Origin of the sequence: Halomonas sp. GD1P12 (assembly GCF_025725645.1) — a bacterium.
Taxonomy (GTDB): Bacteria; Pseudomonadota; Gammaproteobacteria; order Pseudomonadales; family Halomonadaceae; genus Vreelandella.
The window spans coordinates 2,623,747-2,647,884 of the sequence record NZ_CP107007.1 but is presented as its reverse complement, the minus strand read 5'-3'; the positions used below and the strand labels follow the sequence as shown (position 1 = coordinate 2,647,884).

At 60.7% G+C, this 24,138-nt stretch carries 21 protein-coding genes; 16 read left to right on the top strand and 5 right to left on the bottom strand.

What is annotated here, in order from left to right:
- The first annotated feature begins 76 nt into the window (after positions 1-76).
- The 5 genes from OCT39_RS12170 to OCT39_RS12150 are packed head-to-tail and all read left to right on the top strand — an operon-like array spanning position 77 to position 6,540.
- Positions 77-772, top strand: coding sequence for a hypothetical protein (locus OCT39_RS12170; RefSeq protein WP_263584733.1), 696 nt, complete (start codon positions 77-79; stop codon positions 770-772).
- Positions 769-2,259 (top strand): complex I subunit 5 family protein, encoded by a 1,491-nt coding sequence (locus OCT39_RS12165; protein WP_263584732.1) that lies wholly within the window; start codon positions 769-771, stop codon positions 2,257-2,259. Before OCT39_RS12170 ends, OCT39_RS12165 begins: the two co-directional genes overlap by 4 nt.
- Positions 2,256-3,773, top strand: coding sequence for a complex I subunit 5 family protein (locus OCT39_RS12160; protein WP_263584731.1), 1,518 nt, complete (start codon positions 2,256-2,258; stop codon positions 3,771-3,773). The genes OCT39_RS12165 and OCT39_RS12160 overlap by 4 nt, the downstream gene beginning before the upstream one ends.
- Entirely contained in the window at positions 3,770-5,536 is a 1,767-nt protein-coding gene (locus OCT39_RS12155) for a proton-conducting transporter membrane subunit (RefSeq protein WP_263584730.1), read from the top strand. Before OCT39_RS12160 ends, OCT39_RS12155 begins: the two co-directional genes overlap by 4 nt.
- Entirely contained in the window at positions 5,533-6,540 is a 1,008-nt protein-coding gene (locus OCT39_RS12150) for a YihY/virulence factor BrkB family protein (RefSeq protein ID WP_263584729.1), read from the top strand. The genes OCT39_RS12155 and OCT39_RS12150 overlap by 4 nt, the downstream gene beginning before the upstream one ends.
- Positions 6,541-6,596: 56 nt before the next feature.
- Here the strand turns inward: OCT39_RS12150 and OCT39_RS12145 are convergent, their stop codons facing one another.
- Positions 6,597-8,006, bottom strand: a complete 1,410-nt coding sequence (locus OCT39_RS12145; protein WP_263584728.1) for a PhoH family protein — start codon at positions 8,004-8,006, stop codon at positions 6,597-6,599.
- 174 nt (positions 8,007-8,180) lie between these two features.
- Positions 8,181-9,050, bottom strand: coding sequence for a LysR family transcriptional regulator (locus OCT39_RS12140; protein ID WP_263584727.1), 870 nt, complete (start codon positions 9,048-9,050; stop codon positions 8,181-8,183).
- A 101-nt stretch (positions 9,051-9,151) separates the two neighbouring features.
- On the opposite strand from OCT39_RS12140, the gene OCT39_RS12135 reads away from it, so the two are divergent.
- Both OCT39_RS12135 and OCT39_RS12130 read left to right on the top strand, forming a co-directional pair.
- Positions 9,152-10,015, top strand: a complete 864-nt coding sequence (locus OCT39_RS12135) for a cation diffusion facilitator family transporter (RefSeq protein WP_263584726.1) — start codon at positions 9,152-9,154, stop codon at positions 10,013-10,015.
- Between the two features lie 126 nt (positions 10,016-10,141).
- Positions 10,142-10,411 (top strand): hypothetical protein, encoded by a 270-nt coding sequence (locus tag OCT39_RS12130; protein WP_263584725.1) that lies wholly within the window; start codon positions 10,142-10,144, stop codon positions 10,409-10,411.
- Positions 10,412-10,961: 550 nt separating this feature from the next.
- On the opposite strand, the gene OCT39_RS12125 is transcribed toward OCT39_RS12130, so the two are convergent.
- Entirely contained in the window at positions 10,962-12,647 is a 1,686-nt protein-coding gene (locus OCT39_RS12125; RefSeq protein ID WP_263584724.1) for an AIPR family protein, read from the bottom strand.
- 80 nt (positions 12,648-12,727) lie between these two features.
- On the opposite strand from OCT39_RS12125, the gene OCT39_RS12120 reads away from it, so the two are divergent.
- Positions 12,728-13,848 (top strand): IS3 family transposase gene (locus OCT39_RS12120; protein ID WP_263584723.1). Its coding sequence is split into 2 segments (ribosomal slippage): positions 12,728-12,986 and positions 12,986-13,848, totalling 1,122 coding nucleotides; the frame shifts between segments, so codons are not numbered across the junction.
- 271 nt (positions 13,849-14,119) lie between these two features.
- On the opposite strand, the gene OCT39_RS12115 is transcribed toward OCT39_RS12120, so the two are convergent.
- Entirely contained in the window at positions 14,120-14,305 is a 186-nt protein-coding gene (locus OCT39_RS12115) for a DUF3008 family protein (RefSeq protein ID WP_263584722.1), read from the bottom strand.
- A 131-nt stretch (positions 14,306-14,436) separates the two neighbouring features.
- Here OCT39_RS12115 and ybaK point away from each other — a divergent pair, with 131 nt between their 5' ends.
- From ybaK to OCT39_RS12085, 6 genes are all read left to right on the top strand, one after another.
- Positions 14,437-14,904: a Cys-tRNA(Pro) deacylase gene (gene ybaK / locus OCT39_RS12110; protein WP_263584721.1), complete on the top strand. Its 468-nt coding sequence runs from the start codon at positions 14,437-14,439 to the stop codon at positions 14,902-14,904.
- A 105-nt stretch (positions 14,905-15,009) separates the two neighbouring features.
- Positions 15,010-16,401, top strand: a complete 1,392-nt coding sequence (gene dbpA / locus OCT39_RS12105) for an ATP-dependent RNA helicase DbpA (protein WP_263584720.1) — start codon at positions 15,010-15,012, stop codon at positions 16,399-16,401.
- A gap of 68 nt (positions 16,402-16,469) precedes the next feature.
- Positions 16,470-17,339 (top strand): PA4780 family RIO1-like protein kinase, encoded by an 870-nt coding sequence (locus OCT39_RS12100; protein WP_263584719.1) that lies wholly within the window; start codon positions 16,470-16,472, stop codon positions 17,337-17,339.
- Between the two features lie 85 nt (positions 17,340-17,424).
- On the top strand, positions 17,425-18,456 hold the full coding sequence (locus tag OCT39_RS12095; RefSeq protein ID WP_263584718.1) for an AbrB family transcriptional regulator: 1,032 nt from the start codon (positions 17,425-17,427) through the stop codon (positions 18,454-18,456).
- Positions 18,457-18,588: 132 nt separating this feature from the next.
- On the top strand, positions 18,589-20,487 hold the full coding sequence (locus OCT39_RS12090; protein WP_263584717.1) for an ABC transporter ATP-binding protein: 1,899 nt from the start codon (positions 18,589-18,591) through the stop codon (positions 20,485-20,487).
- 43 nt (positions 20,488-20,530) lie between these two features.
- The gene (locus tag OCT39_RS12085) at positions 20,531-21,544 is read left to right on the top strand and encodes a zinc-dependent alcohol dehydrogenase family protein (RefSeq protein ID WP_263584716.1); all 1,014 of its coding nucleotides are present in this window, start codon (positions 20,531-20,533) and stop codon (positions 21,542-21,544) included.
- Between the two features lie 87 nt (positions 21,545-21,631).
- On the opposite strand, the gene OCT39_RS12080 is transcribed toward OCT39_RS12085, so the two are convergent.
- A complete protein-coding gene (locus OCT39_RS12080) occupies positions 21,632-21,916 on the bottom strand; it encodes a hypothetical protein (RefSeq protein ID WP_263584715.1) in 285 nt (94 codons plus the stop codon).
- 210 nt (positions 21,917-22,126) lie between these two features.
- Here OCT39_RS12080 and OCT39_RS12075 point away from each other — a divergent pair, with 210 nt between their 5' ends.
- Positions 22,127-23,275 carry a hypothetical protein gene (locus OCT39_RS12075; protein WP_263584714.1) on the top strand — a complete coding sequence of 383 codons (1,149 nt, stop codon included), beginning with the start codon at positions 22,127-22,129 and terminating at the stop codon, positions 23,273-23,275.
- An 8-nt stretch (positions 23,276-23,283) separates the two neighbouring features.
- Entirely contained in the window at positions 23,284-24,132 is an 849-nt protein-coding gene (locus OCT39_RS12070; protein WP_263584713.1) for a mechanosensitive ion channel family protein, read from the top strand.
- Positions 24,133-24,138: the final 6 nt, after the last annotated feature.

The following is a 24,138-nucleotide window of genomic DNA, read 5'->3' as shown; positions in this document are numbered from 1 at the left end:
GTGTCCCCGTTCGACAAGCGTTTGAAACGCAGGCAAAGTGGTTCTTTTCCAGCCGAGCAGGGAATCAGCGAGGCCTATGTTAGCGTCCATCGATCTGTGGGAAGCGGGGCTGGCTGCGTGTCTGGCGCTCGCCGCGCTCGTTTGTCTGTTCGACCGCCACGTGGCGCGCGCTACCTGCGCGTTCCTCGCATTTTCGCTTGCCATGACGCTGGCCTGGTGGTGGCTGGGCGCGCCCTGGCTTGCGCTGTTGGAACTTGTACTCGGCGTGCTGCTCACTGGTACGGCGCTTTTTTATGCCCTGGGCGCTTTTACCCATGGATTTTCCTGGCGCGCTTTTCAGCGTGAAAGCCACCACGTCGATACCTTTCAGGGGCCAGTCAGTCACCGCTTCGCCCGCGCCGCGCTGACCCTTGCCTGGTGTGTAATGATCGGCGCGGTGATTCGCCTTGTCGTGCCCGGCATGGCCTACTCGCTTTCCGAGCACCCGCTGATGATCGTGGCGGTGCTGATGGTCGGCACCGCCATGGGTGCGTTTGCGCTTCACCGCCACCGCTTGCGCCGGCTGCTCGCCTTCAACGTGCTGGGCTCTGGCGTATTTTTGCTGATGACCGGGCTTGCCGGCACCGAGGAAGGCGCCCAGGCCCTGGTCGGCGTTGGGCTTGTCATCGCCTGGTTCGGCTCGCTGTTGGGGGCCTTGTTGATTCGCCATCTACACTCCCATGAAGACGAGGCGGGCGAGGAAGATACCCCCGGTGCGGGGAGCCCCTCATGACCTGGCGCTTTGGACTGTTCGACAGCACGTTTTCGCCGCTGGCGCTTAGCCACTGGGCACTTTTGTGCGCGCTGGTGCTGCCGCTGGCGGCGGGTCTTGCCGCGGTACTTTATCCCCCCAAACGCGGCTGGCCGGTGCTGTTGGTGAGCGCTCTGGTCGTGGTTGCCGGGCTCTGGCTTTTGCGCGATGTTCAGCAGGCGGGGCTTTTGCGCTGGCAGGCCGAGGTGGTGGGCGTGACGCTGTCGCTTCGCATGAACGGCCTCGGGGCGCTGCTGCTGCTCGTCACCCAGTGTGTGGGCGCGGCGGCGGCGCTTTATGCCCCGGGGCATTTTCGCCTGACCGAGTCGGGTGCCGGCGAGCGCTGGCTGTGGCCGCTGATGGGGGCTCTGATTAGCGCGCTATCGCTTTTATGGCTCGCGGCGGATCTTTTGACGCTCTACGCGGCGCTCGAAACGCTCGGGCTGTCGGCGGTGGCCATGCTGCTCTTGTCCGGCAAGCCCGACGCCCTCGAGGCGGGCATGCGCTATCTGATGCTGACACTGGTCGGTTCGCTCACGTACCTGATGGGGGTGGCGCTGATTCTGGGGCAGTGGGGCGAGCTTGAGCTGCTTGCGCTTTCCCGGGTCGTCGAGCCTGGCCTCGTTACCTGGGTGGCGGCGGCGCTTCTGGGTGCGGGACTTGCCTTGAAGGCGGCGCTGTTTCCGCTGCACGCCTGGTTGAGCCCGGTTCACCAGAGCGCCTGGACACCGGTAAGCGCGCTGCACGCGGGGCTGGTGATCAAGGGCTCGCTCTACATTCTCATCATGCTTTGGAGCATCTTGCTCCCGGATACCTTTTGGGCGCCGCGGCTGGTGGCCTGGCTTGGGGCGCTTGCGATCGTCTGGGGCGGGCTGATCGCCTGGCGAGCAGACTCGCTGAAAACCCTTGTCGCCTCCTCGACGGTGGCACAGCTTGGCTATCTGATGGTGGCCTTTCCGCTGCTGCTCGGGCCGGACGTCGCGCCGATTCCCCGGGCGCTTGGCTGGCAGGGGTTCTGGCTGATGCTGATCGGCCATGGACTTGCCAAGGCGGCGATGTTTCTGGCGGCAGGCAACCTGATTCTCGCCACCGGCGAAAGCTCGCTGAAAGGGCTCGCCGGGACCAGCCGGCGACTGCCGCTGTCGCTACTCACCTTCGGGATCGCCTCGATCACGCTGATGGGGCTGCCGCCCAGCGCCGGGTTCACCGCCAAGTGGCTGCTTCTTCATGCCATGGTACTGGAAAGCCAGTGGACCTCGGCGGCGGCACTTCTAGCGGGAACGCTGCTGACCGCGGCCTACGTCTTTCGCGTGTTTCGCTACTCCTTCGATGAAACCGCACCGCGCCACGACTACCGCCCATTGGCCCCTGGCATGGATGCGATAGCGCTGATTCTGGCGCTCGCCGCGCTCTCGCTGGGGCTTCTGGCGCATCTTCCCCTGGGGCTTTTGCATGGAGCGGGCGCATGAACGAAATGAACGACATGGCCTGGCTGCCGCTCGCCGCGCTTTTGGTATCGCTTTTCGCCGCGATCACGATCTTTTCGCTGCCGGAAACTGCGCGGTCGGCGCGCACCGTGATCAACCTCGCCGCGGCGGCGTGCAAGGTGGCGCTGGTAGTGCTGATGGTCTGGCGGGTCTCCCTGGGCTTCGAGGATACCTTTAGTTTTCAGATCATCGGCGGCATCGACTTCGTGCTGCGCGCCGATGCGCTGGGCGTCATGTTCGCCGGGCTCTCATCAATACTGTGGCTCTGTACCACCGTCTACGCCATCGGCTATCTCGAGGGCGCGGCGAATCGCAAGCGCTTTTTTGGTTTCTTCAGCCTTTGTGTCACCAGCACGCTCGGGATCGCGCTGGCGGGCAATCTGTTCACCTTCCTGATCTTCTACGAAATGCTCACGCTCTCGACCTACCCGCTGGTCGCCCACGCCGGCACGCCCAAGGCGCTGGCGGCAGGGCGGGTGTATCTGCGCTATACGCTCAGCGCCGGCGTGGTGGTACTGCTCGGCGTGGTGCTGCTTTACAGCCTGACCGGCGATCAGTCGTTTGCATCAGAACAGGGGCTTGATCGCTACCTGGGCGATCACCGCGGGCTTTTGATGCTCATTTTCGCGCTGCTGGTCGGCGGGCTGGCGGTCAAGGCGGCGATCGTGCCGCTGCACGGCTGGCTGCCCCGGGCGATGGTCGCGCCGGCGCCGGTCAGCGCGCTGTTGCACGCCGTCGCCGTGGTCAAGGCCGGCGCCTTCGGCATTCTGCGCATCATCTATGATTTGTACGGCATCGAGCTTAGCGTCGAGCTCGGCGTGACCACTTGGCTTGCGGCGCTGGCGGCTTTTACCATCCTGTACGGGTCGCTGCGGGCGATCACCCAGGCCGAACTCAAGCCAAGGCTTGCCTTTTCGACCATCAGCCAGGTCTCCTACATCGTGCTCGGGGCGTGCCTGGTCGGGCCTTTCGGCACCATCGGGGCGCTGGCCCACCTGCTGCACCAAGGGTTGATGAAGGTGACGCTCTTTTTCTGCGCCGGCAGCTACGCCGAGGAGCTCGGCATTCACCGCATCGACGAGATGAACGGGGCCGGGCGGCGTATGCCGCTGACCAGTATCGCGTTCACCCTGAGCGCACTCGGTATGGTGGGCCTGCCGCCGACCGCCGGCTTCATCACCAAGTGGTATCTGGGCATCGGCGCCATCGAGGCGCAGATGCTCTGGGTCGTGGCGGTGCTGGTACTCAGCAGCGTGCTCAACGCGCTCTACTTCCTGCCGATCGTTTACCGGCTCTGGTTCTGCCAGGGGCCGGCTCACGGGGTGGGCGAGTGGCCGAGCGAGCAGCGCCTGGGGCGCCTGGAGACCCACGGGTGGCTCTTGTGGCCGGCGGTGTTTACCGCGACGGTGAGCCTTCTGGCCGGGCTTTTGGCGGGACTGCCCTTTAGCCCGCTGGACTGGGCGACCCGCGTTGCGGTCGGGGAGTATCTGCCATGACCGCGCTGCTGTTGGTCGCGTTTTTATGGCCGCTTTGCGTGGCGCTGAACGTGGTTCGGCAGATGTTTCGCCCGCCCAAGGCGTGGCACTTGTTTTCGCTTTGGTGGCTCAGCGCCGCCTGGCCTTCCCTGTTGCTTGCGCTCATTGGCGAAGGAGCGTGGGAGTGGCAGGCCTGGCTGCTCGGCGGGCAGTGGGCACTCGACACGCTCGGCCGCGTTTGGCTTGGTTTCACCGCGCTTTTGTGGAGTCTGGCGGCGCTTCACGCCCGGGGCTACTTCAAGCGCGCGGCGGCGCGTGCCCGCCTGGGCGACGACGGCGAACACTATAGGCTTTTGCGCTTCACGCTGTTCTGGCCGCTGACGTTTCTGGGCAACGCGTTTTTGATCCTCTCGCAGGACATCGCAAGCTTCTATTTCGGCTTTGCGCTGATGACCTTCGCCGCCTACGCGCTGGTGCTGCACGAGCAAAGCGACGCGGCCAAACGCGGGGCGCACGCCTATATCGTGCTGGCGGTGATCGGTGAAGCTCTGATCCTCGGCGGGCTTTTATGGGCGGCGGGCAGCGGCGAGGCGACCACGCTCGAGGGCGTGCGCGAGGCGATCGCCGCCGCCCCCGAGGGCGTGTGGATGGCGCTTGTTCTGTGGCTGGGCTTTGGCGTCAAGGCCGGGGTGATCGGACTTCACGTCTGGCTGCCGCTGGCCCATCCGGTGGCACCGGCGCCGGCAAGCGCGGTGCTGAGTGGGGCGATGATCAAGGCCGGGCTTCTGGGCTGGCTGATGCTACTTCCGCTAGGCATGGAGGGGTTGGCGCCGGCGTTTTCGACGCTGGGCAACGTGATGCTGGTGGCCGGTTTCGCCGCTGCCTTTGGCGCGGCGCTTTACGGGGTGGGCCAGCGCCACCCGAAGGCGGTGCTGGCCTACTCGAGCATCAGCCAGATGGGCATGATGACCACGCTGGTGGCGGTGGGGCTGCTCGACCCGACACTTTGGCCGGCACTGCTGCCGGGCATTGCGCTGTTTGCCGGCCACCATGCGCTGGCGAAGGGCGCGCTGTTTTTGGGCACCAGCGTGAGCGAGCACATGCCGCGCCTGCCCACCGCACTCTTGTGGAGTGTGCTGGCGCTGCCGGCGCTGTCGCTGACCGGTGCCTTCGGCGCAGGGGTGATCAGCAAGTACAGCGTCAAGCACGTTCTGGAGGAGGGCGGGCATCACTATATCGTGCTCCTGCTGACGTGGGCGGCGGTGGGCACGACGGCGCTGGTCAGCGTGTGTGTATGGCGCCAGTGGCAGGACCGCGACACCGGCGACAGCGACGCCTGGCAGCTCGCCGGCTGGTCACTGGCGATTCTGGCCGCCCTCACCGCGCCCTGGTGGCTGCCACTGCCGGATCAGAGCGTGCACGTGCCGGCGCTGTCGTCGCTCACATCCCTGGTATGGCCGCTGCCTGCCGGGATCGTTTTGGTGGTCGTCGGCGTGGTGATTGCCAGCGCTTTAAGCGCGCCGACGCTGCCGGCAGGGGATTTGTGGTGGCCGTATCGAAAGATCGCGAAGTGGCTGGTCGCGCTTTGCCAGGGGGTAGCGCGGCGGGCAAAACGCGTGAAGCGCTCGAGCGTTGCCCGCGCGCTGGTGCTCGAGCGTTTCGTGATGGCGCGCTTGAATCATGCGCTTGAAGGGGAGCGATGGATGCGCCGACACGGCAGCGGGCTGATGATGGCGCTGGCGGTGGTGCTGGCGCTGCTACTGATTTGGGAGGGAAGCCAATGAGCGAGACATCGCAAACAACCTCGCGCGGGCGCCGAGCGAAAACGCCGGAGGAGATTCCCACGCCCGGGCTTCTGGACGTGTGCTGGCGCGTGGTGCGCGCGGCGCGGCGCAACCGCCTGACCATGTTGGCCGCAGGCACCGCTTTCTACGCGCTGTTGGCGCTGTTTCCCACCATCGCGGCGGTCATCTCGCTTTGGGGACTTCTATTCGACCCGGTGGAAGCAGCCCAGCAGCTTTACGAGATCAGTCGCTTCATGCCGCCGGACGCGGCGAATTTGATCGACCAGCAGGCCGAGCAGGTGATCGAAAACACCGAAGCGGGCAACTTCATGGCCGCGATGATCGGGCTTGCCATCGCCATGCTCATCGCCTCCAAGGGGGTGGCGGTGCTGGTGGTAGGGCTTAACGTCGTTTACGGCGAAAGCGAGAAGCGCCCTTTTCTACGCCGCACGGTGCTGTTGACCCTGCTCACCTTCGGACTGATCGCGATGACGCTGATTTCGCTTGGCTTCATCGCGCTGATTCCGATGGCGGTGGAGTCGCTCGCCATCGACGCGCCGCTGAACAACCTCATCAACTGGCTGCGCTGGCCGGCGCTTTTGATCATCACCAGTTTTCTGATCACGCTGCTCTACCGCTTTGCGCCCTATCGGCGAAAGCCGCGCTGGGAGTGGCTCAACTACGGCACGCTGTTCGCTACGCTCACCTGGCTTCTGGGCTCGGCGGCGCTGTCGCTCTATGTGGGCCACTTCACCACCTTCAGCGAAGTCTACGGCTCGCTGGGGGCGGTGGTCGCCATGATGATGTGGTTCTGGATGTCGGCGTTTTTAGTGCTGTTCGGCGCCGAGCTCAACTGCGAGCTGGAGCGCCAGACCGTGAAGGATACCACTGTCGGGCGTTCGCGCCCGCTGGGTGAGCGAGAGGCCTTCGCCGCGGACACCGTAGGCGTGCCCAACCCCATGGGTGACGAAGACAAGGATGAGAACGCGCCGGATACCCGCTAGCCGCGCCGCCGTTGGCGGCGCGAGTGGGAGGTGATGAAAGAGATTGATGGAAGAGCTTACAAAAGCTCTTCGGCGGCCAGCGCCAGGCGCGAGCGCTCGACGCCCTTGAGCGTGATGTGGCCGGCGTGGGGCCAGTCTCTAAAGCGTTCGACCACGGCGGCCAGACCGCACGTATTGGCGGTGAGGTACGGTGTGTCGATCTGGCCGACGTTGCCCAGGCAGACGATCTTGGTGTTGCGCCCGGCGCGGGTCACCAGCGACTTGAGTTGCTTGGGGGTGAAGTTCTGCGCCTCGTCGATGATCAGGAAGGTGTCGTTGAGGGTGCGCCCGCGCATGAAGCCTGGCGAGCGGATCTGAACCCGCGAGCCGATCAACTGACGGGTAGCCCCGTTGTCCCAGCTCGATTCGCCATCGTCGTTGCGCAACAGGTTGTCCATGTTGTCGTGAAAGGCTCCCATCCAGGGCGACATTTTCTCCTCCTCGGTGCCCGGTAGAAAGCCAATGTCCTCGCCCATGGGGATCGGCGCGCGGGTGAACACGATGCGCTCGAACTGCTTGGTGTCGAGCGTTTGTTGGAAGGCCGCGGCGAGCGTCATGTAGGTTTTGCCAGTGCCGGCGTTGCCGGCAATGGTGACCAGGTCGATCTCCGGGTCCATGAGCAAATTCAGCGTGAAGTTCTGGCGGCTGTCGTGGGCGTGCACGCCCCAAACGCCCGAGTGGTGGCGGTAGTTGGTCAAAAGCTGGAGCGTGGCGCTCTCAGGGCCCAGTTCGCGCACGATCGCCTCGAACTCGGCGCCGTTTTCGCTATCGCTGACCAGCATGCCGGTGTGCCACGCCACGGGCATGTCGCCCTTGAGGTGGTAGAAGGTGTGATGGCCGGTGCGCTCGACGTCGACCTCGACGTTGAGTGTCTCCCAAAGGGTGGTGCCTTCGCTTGCCGCGTGCTGGTAGACGCTGGCGCCCTCGATCATGGCGTCGCTGTCGGAGAAGGCGCGATCGTTGTGGTAATCCTCCACCGGCACCTTGAGTGCGGCGGCCTTGATGCGAAGGTTGATGTCCTTGGTGATCAGGATGACCGAGGCGTCCGGGTTCTCGTCACGAAGCCTACAGGTCTCGGCCAGTATGCGGTTGTCCGGGGTGTCGCTGACTTCGTTGAGAAGCTTCAAATCGCTGTAGCAGAGAAAATGGAGCCGGCCGCTTTCGCCGGAAAGCCTGGGGATGGGAACGCCGTACTGAACTTCCTTGAAGGTAACCTGGCTTGTGAGATCCGACAGCGTGCGGCTGACCTGGCGCGCCGTACGGGCGATTTCGCGAATGCCGTTTTTGTGCTTGTCCAGCTCCTCGAGGACGGTCATGGGGATGACCACATCGTGCTCTTCGAAATGGTACAGAGCCGCGGGGTCGTGAATCAGAACGTTGGTGTCGAGCACATAAAGCCGTTTGGCTTTCTTATCGAGTTTGACCATCGTGGAAGTCGCTCCTTGGTGGACGGCAACATCGACACTGGCAGGGCTTTTTGACGCACGCATGACACTGCCCGTGTTCTACGCTCTAGAGTGTCATCGCTCTCCTCTGTGGTTTTCTATAGCGTGGTGGGCAACGCCACTTTTCGCCAATCACGCATTTCAACGAAACCGCGCTCACTCCTGGTGGGCCAAAAACCGGGTGAGCCGGCCAAGCAGCGCGCTCGCCACCGGCCCCTGGGGGCCGCTCACCAGCGAGCGGTAGTGGTAGCTTTCGAGCGCAAGCTCGTGGGGCAGGCGGCTAAGCGTGCCGGCATCGAGCGCGTGACGTATGAGCGGGGCGGGCAGAAGCGCCCAACCAGTGCCCTGGATCACGGCGTCGCGCATCAGCTCGAACATCGTCACGCCCAGATAGTTGGCGGAGAACAGCGCCTCGCTCACCAGCCGGTCGTCCTGAAGGTGGCTCAGGCAAATCTGGGTGTACTGGGCAAGATCGTCGCGCTGCACGCTGGGCAGCCGGCTCAAGGGGTGGTGCGGCGCGGCCACCAAACGCATGTCGACCGGCGCCAGGCGTCTGGCGTAGTGGGGCAGCGCCTGGACGCTATAAAGGCCGAAGGCGATATCCACCGTTTGGCGCGCGATCAGCGTCTGGTGGGTCTGGGGCGGGGCGAGATAGACCGAGATCGCCGTGAGTGGAAAGCGCGTTTTGATGTCGTGCATCACGCCCTGCCAGAACGCCTCGGGCAGGGCGTCGTCGCGGGCAATGCAGAGCTGACTCTCCACACCCAAGCTATGCTGCTGGCAGTACTTGTCGATGCGCGAAGCGCTGGTCAAAAGGCGATAGCAATCCGGCAGAATGCTCTCGCCCATCGGGGAGAGCGTAAGGCTATTGCCGGAGCGCTCGAAAAGCGCCACGCCCAAGTGATCCTCCAGCGCGCTTACCATGGCGCTCAGCGTGCTGCGCTTGGCACCGGTATGGCGGGCGGCGCCGGCGAAGGAGCGCTGCTCGGCAACCTCGATGAACGCCTGAACCTGTTCGATACGCACAAGGCCTCCAGCGCCAAAAAAGTTGGCGGTGAGCGATTGGTGGAAAGCGGTTTGGGCGCCTATTATGGCCTACCTTTCCTCTTCCCACGGATGTTTTCTGCGTGTCATCGTCAACGATCGAGCGCCGCGCGCTCAAGTTTTCGGCGCTCTCTGCCTCGCTGTTCGCCTTCATCGGGCTCTTCATCGGCTTGTCTTCTAGCTCCATCACCATCCTGTTCGACAGCGGCTACTCGCTACTGAGTTTGGTGCTGGCGACGCTGTCGCTGGTCGCGCTCAGCCACGCGCAAAAGCCGGCCGACGAGCGCTACCCCTTCGGTCGGCTGACCGTCGAGCCGCTGGCGGTGCTGTTGAAGGGGGTGGTGATCGCGCTGGTGTGTCTATTTTCGCTGGTGTCGGCGCTCTGGAGTCTCTATCAGGGCGGGCGGCTCGTCACGCTCGATTTGGCGCTGGGGTTCGGCGCCTTCAACGTGCTCGGTTGTCTGTTCACCTGGTGGCGGCTGGCGCACTACGCCCGCGGGCGCCACTCCTCGCTCATGGCCGCCGAACTCAAACAGTGGCAGATGGATACCTGGCTCTCCGCGGCGGTGCTGATCGGCTTCTTTGCGACCTACCTGCTGACGCTCTCGCCCTTTGCCGCCTGGGCGCGCTTCGCCGACCCGGCCATGGTGCTTCTGATCGTCGCCTACTTCTTGCCCATGCCGGTGCGGATGATTCGCGGGGCGCTGAAAGAGCTGATGTTCGGCGAGCCCGGCGGGGGCATGCGCGAGGAGCTCGCCGTGGGCGTGGCGGATTTTGCGGTCGAGGAGAGCGACGTTCGCCTGGCGCGGGTAGGCAACTTTTTGATGGTCGACATTCAGCTCGAAAAGGCGCAGATCGACGACGCCGAGGCTATCGTCGAGAGCGTGGCGCGCCACTGCCGCCATCGTCAGCTGCGCCCGGTGACCAGCATTACCCTGGTCACCTGACACCTGGCGAGCTGAGAGAAAACGGGGGCGGAGAGGAAAAAGATTGACCCGGTCAACAGGCGAATGATATTTAGCGCTACCGACAACGGGTGTCGGTCTTGCATCGTTTCTTGAGGGTTCGACAACATGCCTTTGCGCCGCTGTTTGTCCGTACTGATGGTGACCGCTGTGGTCACCGGTTGTGCCAGTAACACCATTGCACCGCGTTACACCTCCGACCACCCTGATATCCTGCGGATCGGCGGCGAGCGCCCGGCCAACAAGGAGACCGTCGTCGAAAACGCCGGCTCTTTCTGCCTCGAAACCTCCGAGCGTTGGAACGAGCACGGCCGCACCCCCGACGGCCAAACGCTATGGGCCAAGGATACGCTGCGGCGTGTAGTGCCGTGTAACTAAGTTTCGTGTAGTTGAGCTCTGTGTGATTAACGAGAAAAGGCGATGTTAAGCTTTTATTTAAAAATCGCGCGGAGCTCAATTTTATATACAGTTTAAAGGTTTAGGCTTTTAAACTCTTTCGGAAAAAATCAGCGTTATGGTCTGGGCCCTCAGTGGCTGCCTTAAGAAAAAAGCTACAGCGTACGGTGGTGATAAAACTATCTAGTGATAGGAAGTTTTAAGTTTTAGTAGCTATTCCTTAAGACATTGTTAAAAATCAAGAAGGAACAACAGCGGGTGTAAGGGAGTGCTGAGGAAGGCTGTTTTTTTACTCTCCTCGGCCATCCATTCTTAAGGCTGTATGAGCCAAGGCTCCATGCATATATGCGCGAGAAGCTTTCACCTACGTTTGGTGCAATCGTACATAATGCAATGGTTGTGCCGTCAATATATCACTTTGATGTGGAGGTTCAGATCAATATTTTAAGTGTTAAAGCCTGTTGCTAGAGCTTGCATTATTTGATGAAGACTACCGTATTTGCAATATTGTTAATTAAGTTAAAATCTTCTCTTATTCAAATAAATCGCCGAAGGCTTCTGCAACTGATTCAGCTTTGTCACGCTTGACATCCTTCTTATGCTGAGCGAGCAGTTTCGCCGACATGGCTTTACACCATTTTTGACTTTTCAAATCATTCTTGTAGTCAAAGTATTCGTCGTCTTCAGGCGCCACTTCGGCATTCAAGTCGATTGCCGCATTATCAGCTAAAATTGAAAAACCATTGACAAGTTTATCAAGTCGATCTTCCTTCGCAATTCTATCAAGAGAACTTAAAACATCTAGCCCTTTAGCGCTATCTTTGATTATTGCAATAACGGCGAAAAATAGAAAGAATTTAGTAAGAGTGTAATTTGCGAAAGGTTTATTCTCTAGCTCGCGTAAAGACTCAGGCATCACTTGAAAACATTTCCATAGTGCAAGAACTTTAGCGCCTGTAACACTCGGTCGTCCAAATATCTCTGAATGAAGATCATCCATGATTTTATATTTTTGGTGGCAACTCCAAGGTTGCTCAAGGTCCGCAGCTAGCAGCACCAAACCTGCCGCTTCATTGGAAATTACTTCTTTGCCTTTGTTGTTCTCTCCTTGCTTTATTTCATATGCAATTTTACCTCCACTGATCTTCTCAATTTCAGCTTTGAGGCGTTGCTGCAAATTATGATTAGATTTCATGTCGCGAGCTTTAATCGCGTTTTGGTTGTTACTGTTTCGAGTAATTTTTTGAGATAGAGAGACGTCACCTTTTACTTCAATTAGCTTAACAAGGATCTTAAGGTCATCAGTGATTTTAGCTCTCTCAGAAAGAAGTGAAGTAAGGCTTTGAGCGCCGTTTACGACTACATAATCTTCAACAGTTATAAATTGATCATTTTCTTCAATTATCTCCCGACAAAGAACATTAATTCCATTGTGGTAAAGGGGGAAGTTTCCATGTTCTGACTGCTCGCGAATACTTGATTTAATGCTTTTGTTTACTTTTGTGTTTCCGAGAGAAAGTCGCACATTCTGCTCAAAAAGAACGCCGTCCGATATACCTTCCATTTTTGTCAGATTTAATGCAGGCGCAAGAAAAATTCGAGCAAAAGCCCTTCCAGCGTCATACTCGATAACTTCACTATCGGATACATCGAATTTAAATTTCTCAGAGATACCGCCATCTACATTTAAATCCACATAGTCTGAAGCAATTTCGGCGGAATCATACAAATCTATAATTTCGGCCTTTTTTATATAGCCGTGAGCATCATCGTTTGCTGGAACATTAGTTATGAAAACACCTTGGACATCATAACCGGCGGCGACCTTTTCAGATACTTCATTTCTTATTATCGCCTGCTTAAGTCGCCCATTTTTTGTTTCCTCAGCAAGACTTTCGATCTTTTCTTGGCTGCTAAACTGAACCAGTGTTCCATAAAAGTCTTTCAACTCAGTGTCACCGAGAGTAGCTTTGTCGCTCGTTTTCGTTTTGGCTTGTATAACGTAAACAATCTCAGAAATATTGTCGACATAAATTGCATCTACGCCTTTATCGTGCTTAGCGTCGACACAGGCGTCGTCTGCCATAAATTCATCAAGTCTAAAAATATTTTCAAGAAACCACTTTAAAAAACGTTTAGAGAAGTCTGACGCACGACCTGAATAGTGCTTCTCCAAAATATCAGAAAAATTACTGTGCCTGAGATCTTCTGCTTTCATTTTTGTATCCTGCCGACGTCACCCCCTGATTGAGTAGCGCTACACTTTAGAGTCCGATCCTATGCGTAAGGAGATTGGACATGAAGAAGCGTTTCAGCGAAGAACAGATCATCGGTTTTCTGGGCGAAGCCGAAGCAGGACTGCCCATCAAGGAGCTATGCCGTCGGCACGGTTTCTCAGAAGCCAGTTACTATCTATGGCGCAGCAAGTTTGGCGGCATGAGCGTCCCCGATGCCAAACGACTCAAAGAACTCGAAGCCGAAAATGGGCGCTTGAAAAAGCTGCTCGCGGAGTCGCTACTGGAAATGGAGGTCACTCGGGAGGCGCTGAGAAAAAAGTGGTGAGTGCCCCGGCACGCCGAGACGTGGTGCGCTTTATGGTGTCACGTGGTCTGAGTGAACGCCGAGCGCTCCGTATCATCCATATGAGTGCCAGTGCATTGCGCTATCAATCGGCCCCTGACCGCAATGGGGCATTGCGTGAACGCATTACGGCCCTGGCCCATCGGCATCGTCGCTATGGCGCTGGCATGATCTACCTGAAGCTGCGTCAAGCCGGTGAACGGGTCAATCATAAGCGCGTCGAACGCCTCTACGCGGCGGCTCGATTGCAGGTAAAGCGCCGCAAGCGCAAGAAGGTTCCTGCGTCTGAGCGAAAGCCCCTTGGCCGTCCTTGTGCCGCCAACCAGGTCTGGTCAATGGATTTTGTATTTGACCGTACGGCAGAAGGACGCGTGATAAAGAACCTCACCGTTGTCGACGACGCCACCCATGAAGCCGTGGCGATCGTACCTGAACGGGCCATTGGCGGCCTGTCGTTAACACGGATTCTAGATCATCTGGCTATACAACGTGGCCTGCCAAGCGCCATTCGTACGGATAATGGAAAGGAGTTCTGCGGACGCGCCATGCTGACGTGGGCTCATCAGCATGGTGTCGCCCTGTTTTTAATCGAACCTGGAAAACCCAATCAAAACGCCTACATCGAATCGTTCAATGGGCGTTTTAGAGACGAATGTCTAAATGAGCACTGGTTCACCAGCCTGAATCACGCGAGGATCATCATCGAGGCGTGGCGACGGGAATACAACGAAGAAAGACCGAAGAAAGGGCTTGGAGGGTTAACGCCTTCCGCCTATGCCGAGCAACTGGTGTTAAAACACGATAAAGTAACTTCAGACTCTAAACCCGGGTGCTACTGAAGATGGGGTGACGTCGCTGCTGTTCTAACTAGATCGTCTTTAGATTCGGTATTTCATGATAATAGAGGATGGGTGCGTTGAGGTCGATAACTTCTCATCGTGTAAGGGACTCTGCTCATAACATTCGGACTCAGCTAATTTTGCTCAAATTTTCTTACTTCTGAATGAGCTCTAAGACGACCCAACTCCGAAACTTGCGGCACTAATGCTACCTCGAAACCCTAAAGCGCCCAACGGTAACACAGCCGGGCGCTTTTCGTTCAATACACTCTCAATCGCCTTTCTTCTCAGGCTTGCCCTTGCGCTGGGTACTGGCGAACTCCTCGAGCTCCTTCTCGCTCATCGAGTCATACATCTCCTTTGACGAGCCTGTAAGCTCGCTCACGTTGGTCTCGCCGCGCTTGGCGGCAAGGGCGGCCCCTGCGGCCTTTTGCTGAGCCTTCGATTTTGCCGGCATCTCTTTCTCCTGACGCTTGTTTTCCTGGTGCGTGTTTGCTGATGACTGGGAGGCGTTTATCTTTTCCATGACGCTTTGCTAAAGTTTAGTCACTTCTCGAACGCCTGCCGAAACAATGCAAGGAAAGCGTCATGACGCCAGCCATCAATACCGCCAAACGGGCGGGTATCGCCTTCACCGTGCACGAGTACAGCCACGAAAGCGGCGCCCCCTCCTACGGGCTGGAAGCCGCCGAAAAGCTCGACGTCGATCCGTCGCGGGTGTTCAAGACGCTGGTCGTCGAGCTCGATGGAAAGACCTTGGCGGTGGGCGTGGTGCCGGTCACCCACCAGCTGGGGCTCAAGCAGATCGCCCGCGCGGCGGGGGCGAAGAAAGCGGCCATGGCGAAGGTCGACGCCGTCGAGCGCGCCACCGGCTACGTGCTGGGCGGCGTGAGCCCGCTGGGGCAGAAAAAGCGCCTGGCGCTGTACGTCGATGAAAGCGCCCGCGCGTTTGAGTCCATTTTCGTCAGCGCCGGGCGTCGGGGGCTCGAAATCGAGCTGGCGCCCCAGGCGCTGGCCGCGCTGGGCCAGGCGCGCTTTGCGCCGCTGGCGGTGTGAGGTCGGCGCAAAGCGAGCCGCTTTCTGGTATCGTGCGCGTTATGCGCACCAGCGACGGCGCTTGGCAGTGACCGGCGCCGTCGCCTCTTTTTTCAGGAAATATTCGTGGCCGATACCTCTTTCGCCTCTCTGGCGCTGCCTTCTGCGCTCACCGACAATCTCGCCTCACTTGGCTATCACGAGATGACGCCGATTCAGGCTCAGAGCCTTCCGCCCATGCTCGAAGGCCGCGACGTGCTCGGCCAGGCGAAGACCGGCTCGGGCAAGACAGCGGCGTTCGGGCTGGCGCTTTTGGCCAAGCTCATGCGTGAACGCTCGCACGTTCAGGCGCTGGTGCTCTGCCCGACCCGGGAGCTTGCCGATCAGGTCGCCGAGTCGATTCGAAAGCTGGCCCGGGCGCTGCCCAACGTCAAGGTGCTCACTCTTTGCGGCGGCGCCCCCCTGGGCCCGCAAATCGGCTCGCTCGAGCACGGTGCCCATATCGTGGTGGGCACGCCCGGGCGTATCGACGAGCACCTGCGAAAGGGCTCGCTAAGCCTCGATGCTCTCGAAACCCTGGTGCTCGACGAAGCCGATCGCATGCTCGACATGGGCTTTCGCCCGGCGATCGACGCGATCATTCGTCAAACCCCGAAAGCGCGCCAAACGCTTCTCTTCAGCGCGACCTTCCCGGACGATAACGAAGGCGGCGAGCTTTTCGAGATGACCCGCGGGGTGCTGACGGACTACGTCAGCGTCGCCATCGAAGATGGCCACGATGCCGCTACCATCGAGCAGCACTTTTTCGCCGTACAAAGCGAGCAGGCGCGTCTGGCCGGGCTCGAGGATCTGCTGCTGCACTACCGGCCGACCTCCAGCGTCGTGTTTTGTAATACCAAACGCGAAACCGACGAGGTCGCCGAGGCCCTTTCGGCGCATGGCTTTAGCGCCGTGGCGCTGCACGGCGATCTGGAGCAAAAGGAGCGCGACCGGCTGTTGGTGACCTTCGCCAACCAGAGCGTTTCCATTCTGGTGGCCACCGACGTGGCGGCGCGCGGGCTCGATATCGCCAAACTCGACGCCGTGTTCAACTATCAGCTCGCCCGCGAGCAGGGCGCCCACGTTCACCGCGTCGGGCGCACCGGCCGGGCCGGGGAAAGCGGCGTCGCGGCTACGCTCATCGCCCCGGAGGAGCGCTACCGGCTGGAGCGTTTGAGCGACTATCTCAATGAGCCGCTCACGGTCGAGCCGCTGCCCAGACCCGCTCGCCGCACGCCGTTTACCGCGGCGATGGCCACGCTTCAGCTAAATGGCGGCAAAAAGGACAAGCTGCGCCCGGGAGACATTCTCGGCGCCTTGACCGGCGAGGGCGGCATTCGCGGCGACCAGGTCGGCAGCATCAAGGTGCAGGCGAGAAGCGCGTTCGTGGCCGTCGAGCGGGGCGTGGTCGACCAGGCGCTGGGTAAGCTTTCGCGCGACAAGCTCAAGGGCCGCGCCTTTCGCGTGCGCCGAATTTGAACCGTGTACCGTTTTCACGTGCATTCACCGCTTCACGCATTCGCCATCAGGAGTGACCGTCAGAGGCCATGAAGATACCCAAACGATTACAGCCACTGGTCGACGACGGCCTCGTCGACGAGGTGTTGATGCAGCTGATGAGCGGCAAGGAAGCGCAGGTGTACGTCGTTCGATCCAGCGGTGAAAAGCGCTGCGCCAAGGTGTTCAAGGAGGCGAGCCAGCGAAGTTTCAAACAGGCCGTCCAGTATCAGGAGGGGCGCAAGGAGCGCAACAGCCGCCGGGCCCGGGCCATGGCGAAAAAGACCCGTTACGGGCAAAAAGAGCAGGAGCAGGCCTGGCTCACCGCCGAGGTCGACGCGCTCTACCGGCTGGCGGGCGCCGGCGTGCGTGTGCCCACCCCCTACGGCTTCGTCGACGGCGTGCTGTTGATGGAGATGATCACGGACGCCGAAGGCGACGTAGCGCCACGCCTTGGCGACGTGACGCTTTCTGAAGCCCAGGCGCTCGCCTACCACGACAAGGTGATCGGTGACGTAGTGCGTATGCTCTGCGCCGGGCTCGTTCACGGCGATTTGTCCGAGTTCAACGTGCTGGTCGACGCAAGCGGCCCGGTGATCATCGACCTGCCCCAGGCGGTGGACGCCGCGGGCAACAACAGCGCCGCCGCCATGCTCGAGCGTGACGTGAACAACATGCGCGCCTACTTTGGCCGCTACGCGCCTTCGCTTCTGGCCACCCACTACGGCAAGGAGATGTGGGCGCTTTTCGAGGCCGGCAAGCTCACCCCGGAGAGCAAACTCACCGGCCACTTCGAGTTCGACACCAGAAGCGCCAACGTCGACGAACTTCTGGACGTGATCGACGACGCAAAAGAAGAAGAGGCCGAGCGCCAGGCGCGGCTCAGAGACGACGACGATGATGACGGCTACCCGTACTAACCTCGCCTGGTTGCTCTGATGCTATGCTAAGCGCCAGAGCTCATTAGCAGGTTAAGAAACGGCGCGAGGCGCCCGGGGTATCCGTTTGAAGGTAATACCAACCAACCGCACGGCCAGAGGGCTTTTGACCTCGCTTGGCGCCGGCGCAGTCGGCGGCACGGTATTTCAACTGATCGGTTTGCCGCTGGCCTGGATGCTCGGGCCGCTGGTGGCGAATCTGCTGCTTTCCTGTAACAACGTGCATGTGGCCGTGCCCGAGCGCCTGCGCAGCGTGTTTCTGGCGATGATGGGGCTAGTACTTGGAAGCCAGGTCACGCCGCAGCTTACCCACCGCGTGGGTGATTGGCCGATCTCGGCGGCGCTTTTGCTGGCGGGTGTGGCGGCCTCCACCGCCGCCGCGGCCGCCTGGTACCGGCGCTGCGGGTTCGACGCGACCAGCGCCTGGTTCAGCGCCGCCCCTGGGGCGATGACGGCGATGATTCTACTGGGCGACCGCTGCGGCGGCGACCCGCAGCGCATCGCCGTCGCCCAGTCGCTTCGCGTGGTACTGGTGATTCTCTTCCTACCCGCGTTTTTCTGGGTCGCGAGCGGCGAGGGCGCAAGCCCCATGCCGCCAGGCACCGCGTTTGAAAGCGGCTGGATGCTGCTGCTGATTCCGCTCGTGCTGCCCCTGGGGCGCTGGCTGCGCCTGCCAAGCGCCGCGCTGCTGGCGCCACTTCTGGTGGCCGCAGTGCTATCGGGGTTCGATATCGCAAGCCTTGCGCTACCTGGCTGGGGCATGAACCTGATGCTCTGGGTGCTGGGCAGCGCCATCGGCTCACGCTTCAGGGGCATGACCGGGCGCCAGCTCTCGCGCTACCTGTGGCAATCCGGCGTGGCCACCCTGTTGGCGCTTATGGTGCTGGCGCTTTTTGCCGAGGCGATTCATCAGTTTCTTGGGGTCGGGCGGGACGTCGCGATTCTGGCGCTGGCGCCGGGCGGTATCGGCGAAATCGCCATTCTCGCCGTGGCGCTCGACATCGACCCGGTGTTCGTCGCCTTTCACCATCTGCTGCGCATGATCACACTGATGATCATCGCGCCGTTCTGGGCGCGCTATCTCACCCGGCACCGGTAGCGTTTGCGATCTCGTGCCAGGCTGTTCAGGCCACGCGTTGAACCTTTGATTTTGAACCATGCCCTGGTCGCGCCTTTCGTTACCCGTTTGAATGCTTTGTTATCCCCTGTCTTTTGGTTTCAAGGACCTTCCATGCTCGCTCGCACTATGAAATCGCTGTTTCAGTTTTTTGAGAACCGCGTGAACCCTTATCCACACGCGCAGATGACCACGCCGCCCAGGGGACTAGTGCCGTTCATCTGGCACTTCTCCAAACCGATCTGGCCGCTGTTGCTGGCCATGTCGCTGGTCACCGGCGCGGTGTCAGCGGCGGAGGTGTTCTTTTTTAGCTACATGGGCGAGCTGGTCGACTGGCTGGGGCAGGTCGAACGCGAGGGCTTCTGGCAGCAAAACGGTAGCTGGCTGATGGGCGTGGGGCTTCTGGTCGTCGTCGGGCTGCCGCTTCTGGTGCTGCTGCAGTCGCTGATCACCCATCAAAGCATTTTCGGCAACTACCCGATGATCGGTCGCTGGCTATCGCATCGCCACATGTTGAGCCAAAGCCTGGCGTTCTATCAGGACGAGTTCGCCGGGCGCGTGTCGCAAAAGGTGATGCAAACTGCCCTTGCCATCCGCGAAACGGTCACCAAGGTGATGGACCTGATGGTCTACGCGCTGGTCTATTTCACCGGTGCTGCGTTTCTGCTTGGCCGCGCCGACCCCTGGCTTTTGCTGCCGCTGGGGCTTTGGCTCATTGGGTATCTGGGCATCATGCGCTACTTCGTGCCTCGGCTTCGCGACGTCTCCATGGCCCAGGCGGACGCCCGTGCCGAGATGACCGGGCGCGTGGTGGATAGCTACAGCAACATTCAAACCATCAAGCTCTTTGCCGACACCCTGCGTGAGCAGCGTTACGCGAAAGACGCGATGGAGGGGTTTCTCACCACGGTGCACCGTCAGATGCGCCTGGTGACGGTGATGAGCGTCTGTTTGACGCTGCTCAATACGCTGCTGCTGGTCGGCATCGCCGGCATGGCGATCAGTGCCTGGTACGTCGAGGCGATTTCGCTTGGCGTGCTGGCGATCGCCATTGCGCTGGTGATGCGCATTCGCTTCATGTCCGACTGGATTTTGTGGGAAGTCGCCGGGCTGTTCGAGAACATCGGCACCGTGCAGGATGGCATGAACACCATCGCCCAGGCGCCGAGCATTCAGGACGCCCCGGGTGCGCCGCCGCTCAATGTTCCTCGCGGCGAGATCGTGTTTGATGCGCTCACCTTCCACTACACCCAGGCCAAAGGCGAGCACCGCACCGTGTTCGACGGCTTCGACCTGACGATCAAGCCCGGTGAGAAAATCGGCCTGATCGGCCGTTCAGGGGCGGGCAAGTCCACGCTTGCCAACCTGCTGCTGCGCTTTTACGACTTGCAGGGCGGGCGCATCCTGATCGATGGCCAGGACATTAGCGACGTGACCCAGACCTCGCTTCGCCACCAGATCGGTATGGTGACCCAGGATACGTCGCTTCTGCACCGCTCGCTTCGAGACAACATCCGCTACGGAAGCCCTGATGCCAGCGACGAAGACGTCTGGCAAGCGGTGTGCCGGGCGCACGCCGACGGCTTCTTGCAGGAGCTGGTCGACCCGCACGGCCGGCGCGGGCTGGATGCCCACGTGGGCGAGCGCGGGGTCAAGCTCTCCGGTGGGCAGCGCCAGCGCATCGCCATCGCCCGGGTGCTTTTGAAAAACGCGCCGATTCTGGTGCTGGACGAAGCGACCTCGGCGCTCGATTCCGAAGTGGAGGCGGCGATTCAGGAGCAGCTCGACGCGCTGATGGAGGGCAAGACGGTGATCGCCATCGCCCACCGACTCTCGACGATCGCCATGCTCGACCGTTTGATCGTGGTCGACGGCGGCGAAATGGTCGAAAGCGGCACCCATCAGGAACTGCTGGCCAAAGGCGGCATCTACGCGAGTCTTTGGCAGCGCCAGTCCGGCGGATTTTTGGGGCTGGACGTGTCGGATGCGGATTCGTCTGCTAACGTGACGTAAGCGCAGTAGACCAGTTGATTAATGGATGAATCAGGAGGAGTGTATGTCCAACCGTACCGTTACCTTGAAGGCGCCCGGCGGGCTCGACCAGCTCGGCGTTTTCGAGCGTGAGGCTCCAAACGCGCCCGGCGCGGGTGAAATTCTCGTGCGCATTCACGCAAGCTCGCTCAACTTTCACGACTACGCGGTGGTCGCGGGCATGATCCCGACGGATGACGGGCGTATTCCGATGTCCGATGGCGCCGGCGTCGTCGAGGCGGTGGGCGAGGGCGTGACCGAATTCGCGGTCGGCGACCGGGTCGTGTCGACATTCTTCCCCACTTGGCTGGAAGGCCCGGCGCGGGTGGGCGATTTTCGCACCACGCCAGGCGACGGCGTGGACGGCTACGCCCGTGAGCAGATCACACGCCCGGCCACCTGGTTCACCCATCAGCCCGAAGGCTATAGCCATGCAGAGGCGGCAACATTAACCACCGCAGGGCTGACCGCCTGGCGGGCGCTGGTGGTCGATGGCGGCCTCAAGGCCGGCGACACCGTGCTGGTGCTCGGCACCGGCGGGGTGTCCATTTTCGCGCTGCAGTTCGCCAAAATGATGGGCGCGCGGGTCATCGCCACGTCGTCGTCCGACGAGAAGCTCGAAAAGCTCAAGGCGCTCGGCGCCGAGCACGTGATCAACTATCAAAAAACGCCGGAGTGGGGCAAGAAAGTCAAGGAGCTCACCGGCGGTGAAGGGGTCGATCACATCGTCGAGGTGGGCGGGCCGAAAACGCTGCCTCAGTCGATCGACGCGGTGAAAATCGGTGGTCACATGGCGCTGATCGGCATTCTGACCGGACGCGAAGGCGATATTCCCACCGCCAAGCTGATGGCCAAGCAGGCCACGCTCAAGGGGCTGATCGTGGGCAGCCGCCGGGATCAGCTCGAGATGATTCGCGCCATCGAAGCCTCGCATTTGCGCCCGATCATCGATCGTGAATTCGGCCTTGAAGAGATCGGTGATGCCTTTCGCCACCAGGAGTCCGGCCAACACTTCGGCAAGATCTGTCTGAGCTTTTAAACGCCTCAAGCCATGTTCGGTAGTTTAAACGACGACTGCACGCCCGAAGGCGTGCAGTCGTTTTATAAGAGTCGTTTGAAGACGGCGTCAGGCGCTACGCTCGGTGGGCTCGCCGATGCGGCTGTAGACCACGCCCTTGACCTCGAGCTCCCACACGTCCTGGTAGGGGAGCGTCAATCCCTCGATCTCGTCAGAAGCGCCCTGAGCGCTTTTGATCAGCGCCTCGGGAATGACCCTGACGCCTTTCGTATCGGCCTGTTGAATGCGCGCGCTAAAACGGTTGCCATCGTGGTCGATCAGCACCCGCTCACCTGACATGCATTTGGTCAGCTTTTCGTGAAGCTGACTTTCGTTAACTTGAACAACGCTCATTGCGACCTCCCGTTGGGCAACGACCGGTGATGACACCGGGGTCTACATGCTTGAGTGTTCTCCTGGCACCGCCGCGCGAAGGTCTTTTAACGGACTCTTGTTGCGGTCAGGTCTACCCCTATTGACCCTTTTACTCGCGTTAAGTTCGTAAGCACCGGCTCCGGTGCAGCGTGCTAAGCTGAACGTCTTTAGCAACCAACGAGATGCGCTATGGCAAAGCGTTCGGAAGATGCCTCTTCCCCCCTTTGGGAGATCGTCGAACTCGAGGCGTTTTCTACTCCACAGAAGACCCAGCAGTCCCGCCGTCAGCGCTACGTTCGCGCACTAAAGACCTGGCTCACAGGACAGCGCGCCGCCCAGCGACACGCGATCGAAGAGCAGAAGCTGAGAAAGCTTCCCGAAGTGCGCCTGGCCCACCTGGCCCCGCCCATCGACTGGTCCCGACCGGCCACTGCCCTGGGGGAGACGCTCGATCGCACGTTTTATCAGCAGCCGGTAGTGATTTTCATCACGCCTCCCTACGGCGGGCACCAGCAGATCGTTTCCCAGTGGGCCAGAGACCAGCAGGTGATGCTTGCTAAGTCGCCCTCGGTCGAGGCGCTGCTGGCGGCTGATACCGACTGGATCATGGCGTTCGACGGTCAGCAGCGCTGGGCGCTACCGGCGCTGGAGCGCTGTTTTTTACGCAATCACGCCGGCATTCAGGGGGTGCGTGCCTTTCTGGAGCGCGCGCTCGGTGGGCATCTTGGCCAGGGCGTGATTGGCTGCGATAGCTGGAGCTACGCTTTTCTCAAACACATCATCGGCCTGGACAGCGTGCCGACATTGACCCTGCAGGCCGTGGAGGGGGAGCAGCTTGCCGAGTACTTCATCGGCGCGGGGTCGGGGCACCAGGCGCTCACGGTCTACAGCACGCGCACCGGCGAACCGCTGACCGTCGAGAGCCAGCAAACGCATAAACACGAAAGCGATATGCAGTACCTGGCCGTGCACTGTCGCGGCCAGCTCGGCATCGCGCGCAGCTACTGGCGCGAGCAACTTCGCGAGCCAATCGAAGAGAGTGGTCACGACGATGAGCTTTGGCTGCTCGATGCGCTAAACGAAGCGGAGCTGACCAATGAAACCGGCGATGTCGCCACGCTCGTGCTGCATTCGCTGCTCGTCCACGGCGGGCTTTGCGACCAGGCACTGCCCGAGGTCGTGCCGTTCACCCGCTCCGAGACGCTCAACGCGCGGATGGTGCTGTCCCGGCAGGGGGTTCTCACGCATTACGAAGGGCGATGGCAGGTAGCCCCTCTGGCGTATACCAGCGTTCGCGAGCTTTTGTCCTCGCGTAACTATCTCATCGACCCGCTTTAGGACGTTTCATGGAAGAGCGCAAACGCTACGCCGAGCTATTCAACGATATCGATACCAGTACGGTCATCACCGTCGGCCTGATTCTATTGGCGACGATTCTTCTGATCGTTTTGAGCCAGCGCGGATTGAACTGGCTGGCCAACCGGCTTCACGGCCAGCTTCGCTTTCGCGTGTTCGCGCTGGTGCCGCTGACCAGGCTTCTGATTCTGATTGCGGCGATCGTGTTGATCGTGCCCATGATCATCGACCCATCGCTTCGCAACATGGTGACGCTATTCGGCGCGCTGGGGCTGGCGGTCGGCTTCGCGCTGAAGGACTACGTGAGCAGCCTGATTGCGGGGGTGGTGTCGGCGGTAGAGCTTCCCTACCGCCCCGGAGACTGGGTGCAGATCGAGGATGCCTATGGTGAGGTGAAGCACGTGGGCATGCGCACCGTGCACATCCAGACCCCGGACGACGACCTGGTCGCCATGCCGCACCTGAAGCTGTGGGATACGCCGGTCTATAACGCCAACAACGGTGGGCCGTCGCTACAGTGCGTGACGAGCTTCTATCTTTGCGTCGATGACGCTGCGGGCTGGGTGCGCCAGGCGCTCAAGGACGTGGCGCTGACCAGCGCGTATTTAAGGTTCGATGCGCCAATCATCGTCGTTGCCGAGGAGAAGCCCTGGGGCACGCACTATCGCATTCGCGCCTACCCGGTCGACCCGCGCCAGCAATTTTTGTTCATTACCGACCTGACCGTGCGCGCCAAACAGGTGCTCAGTCAGGCCGGGATCAAAACCGCGCATCTGCCGCCGGACACCGCGCTCGATGCCGGTGAGGTGACCTCGGGGCCGAGCAAACCGCGCGGCTAGCGCGGG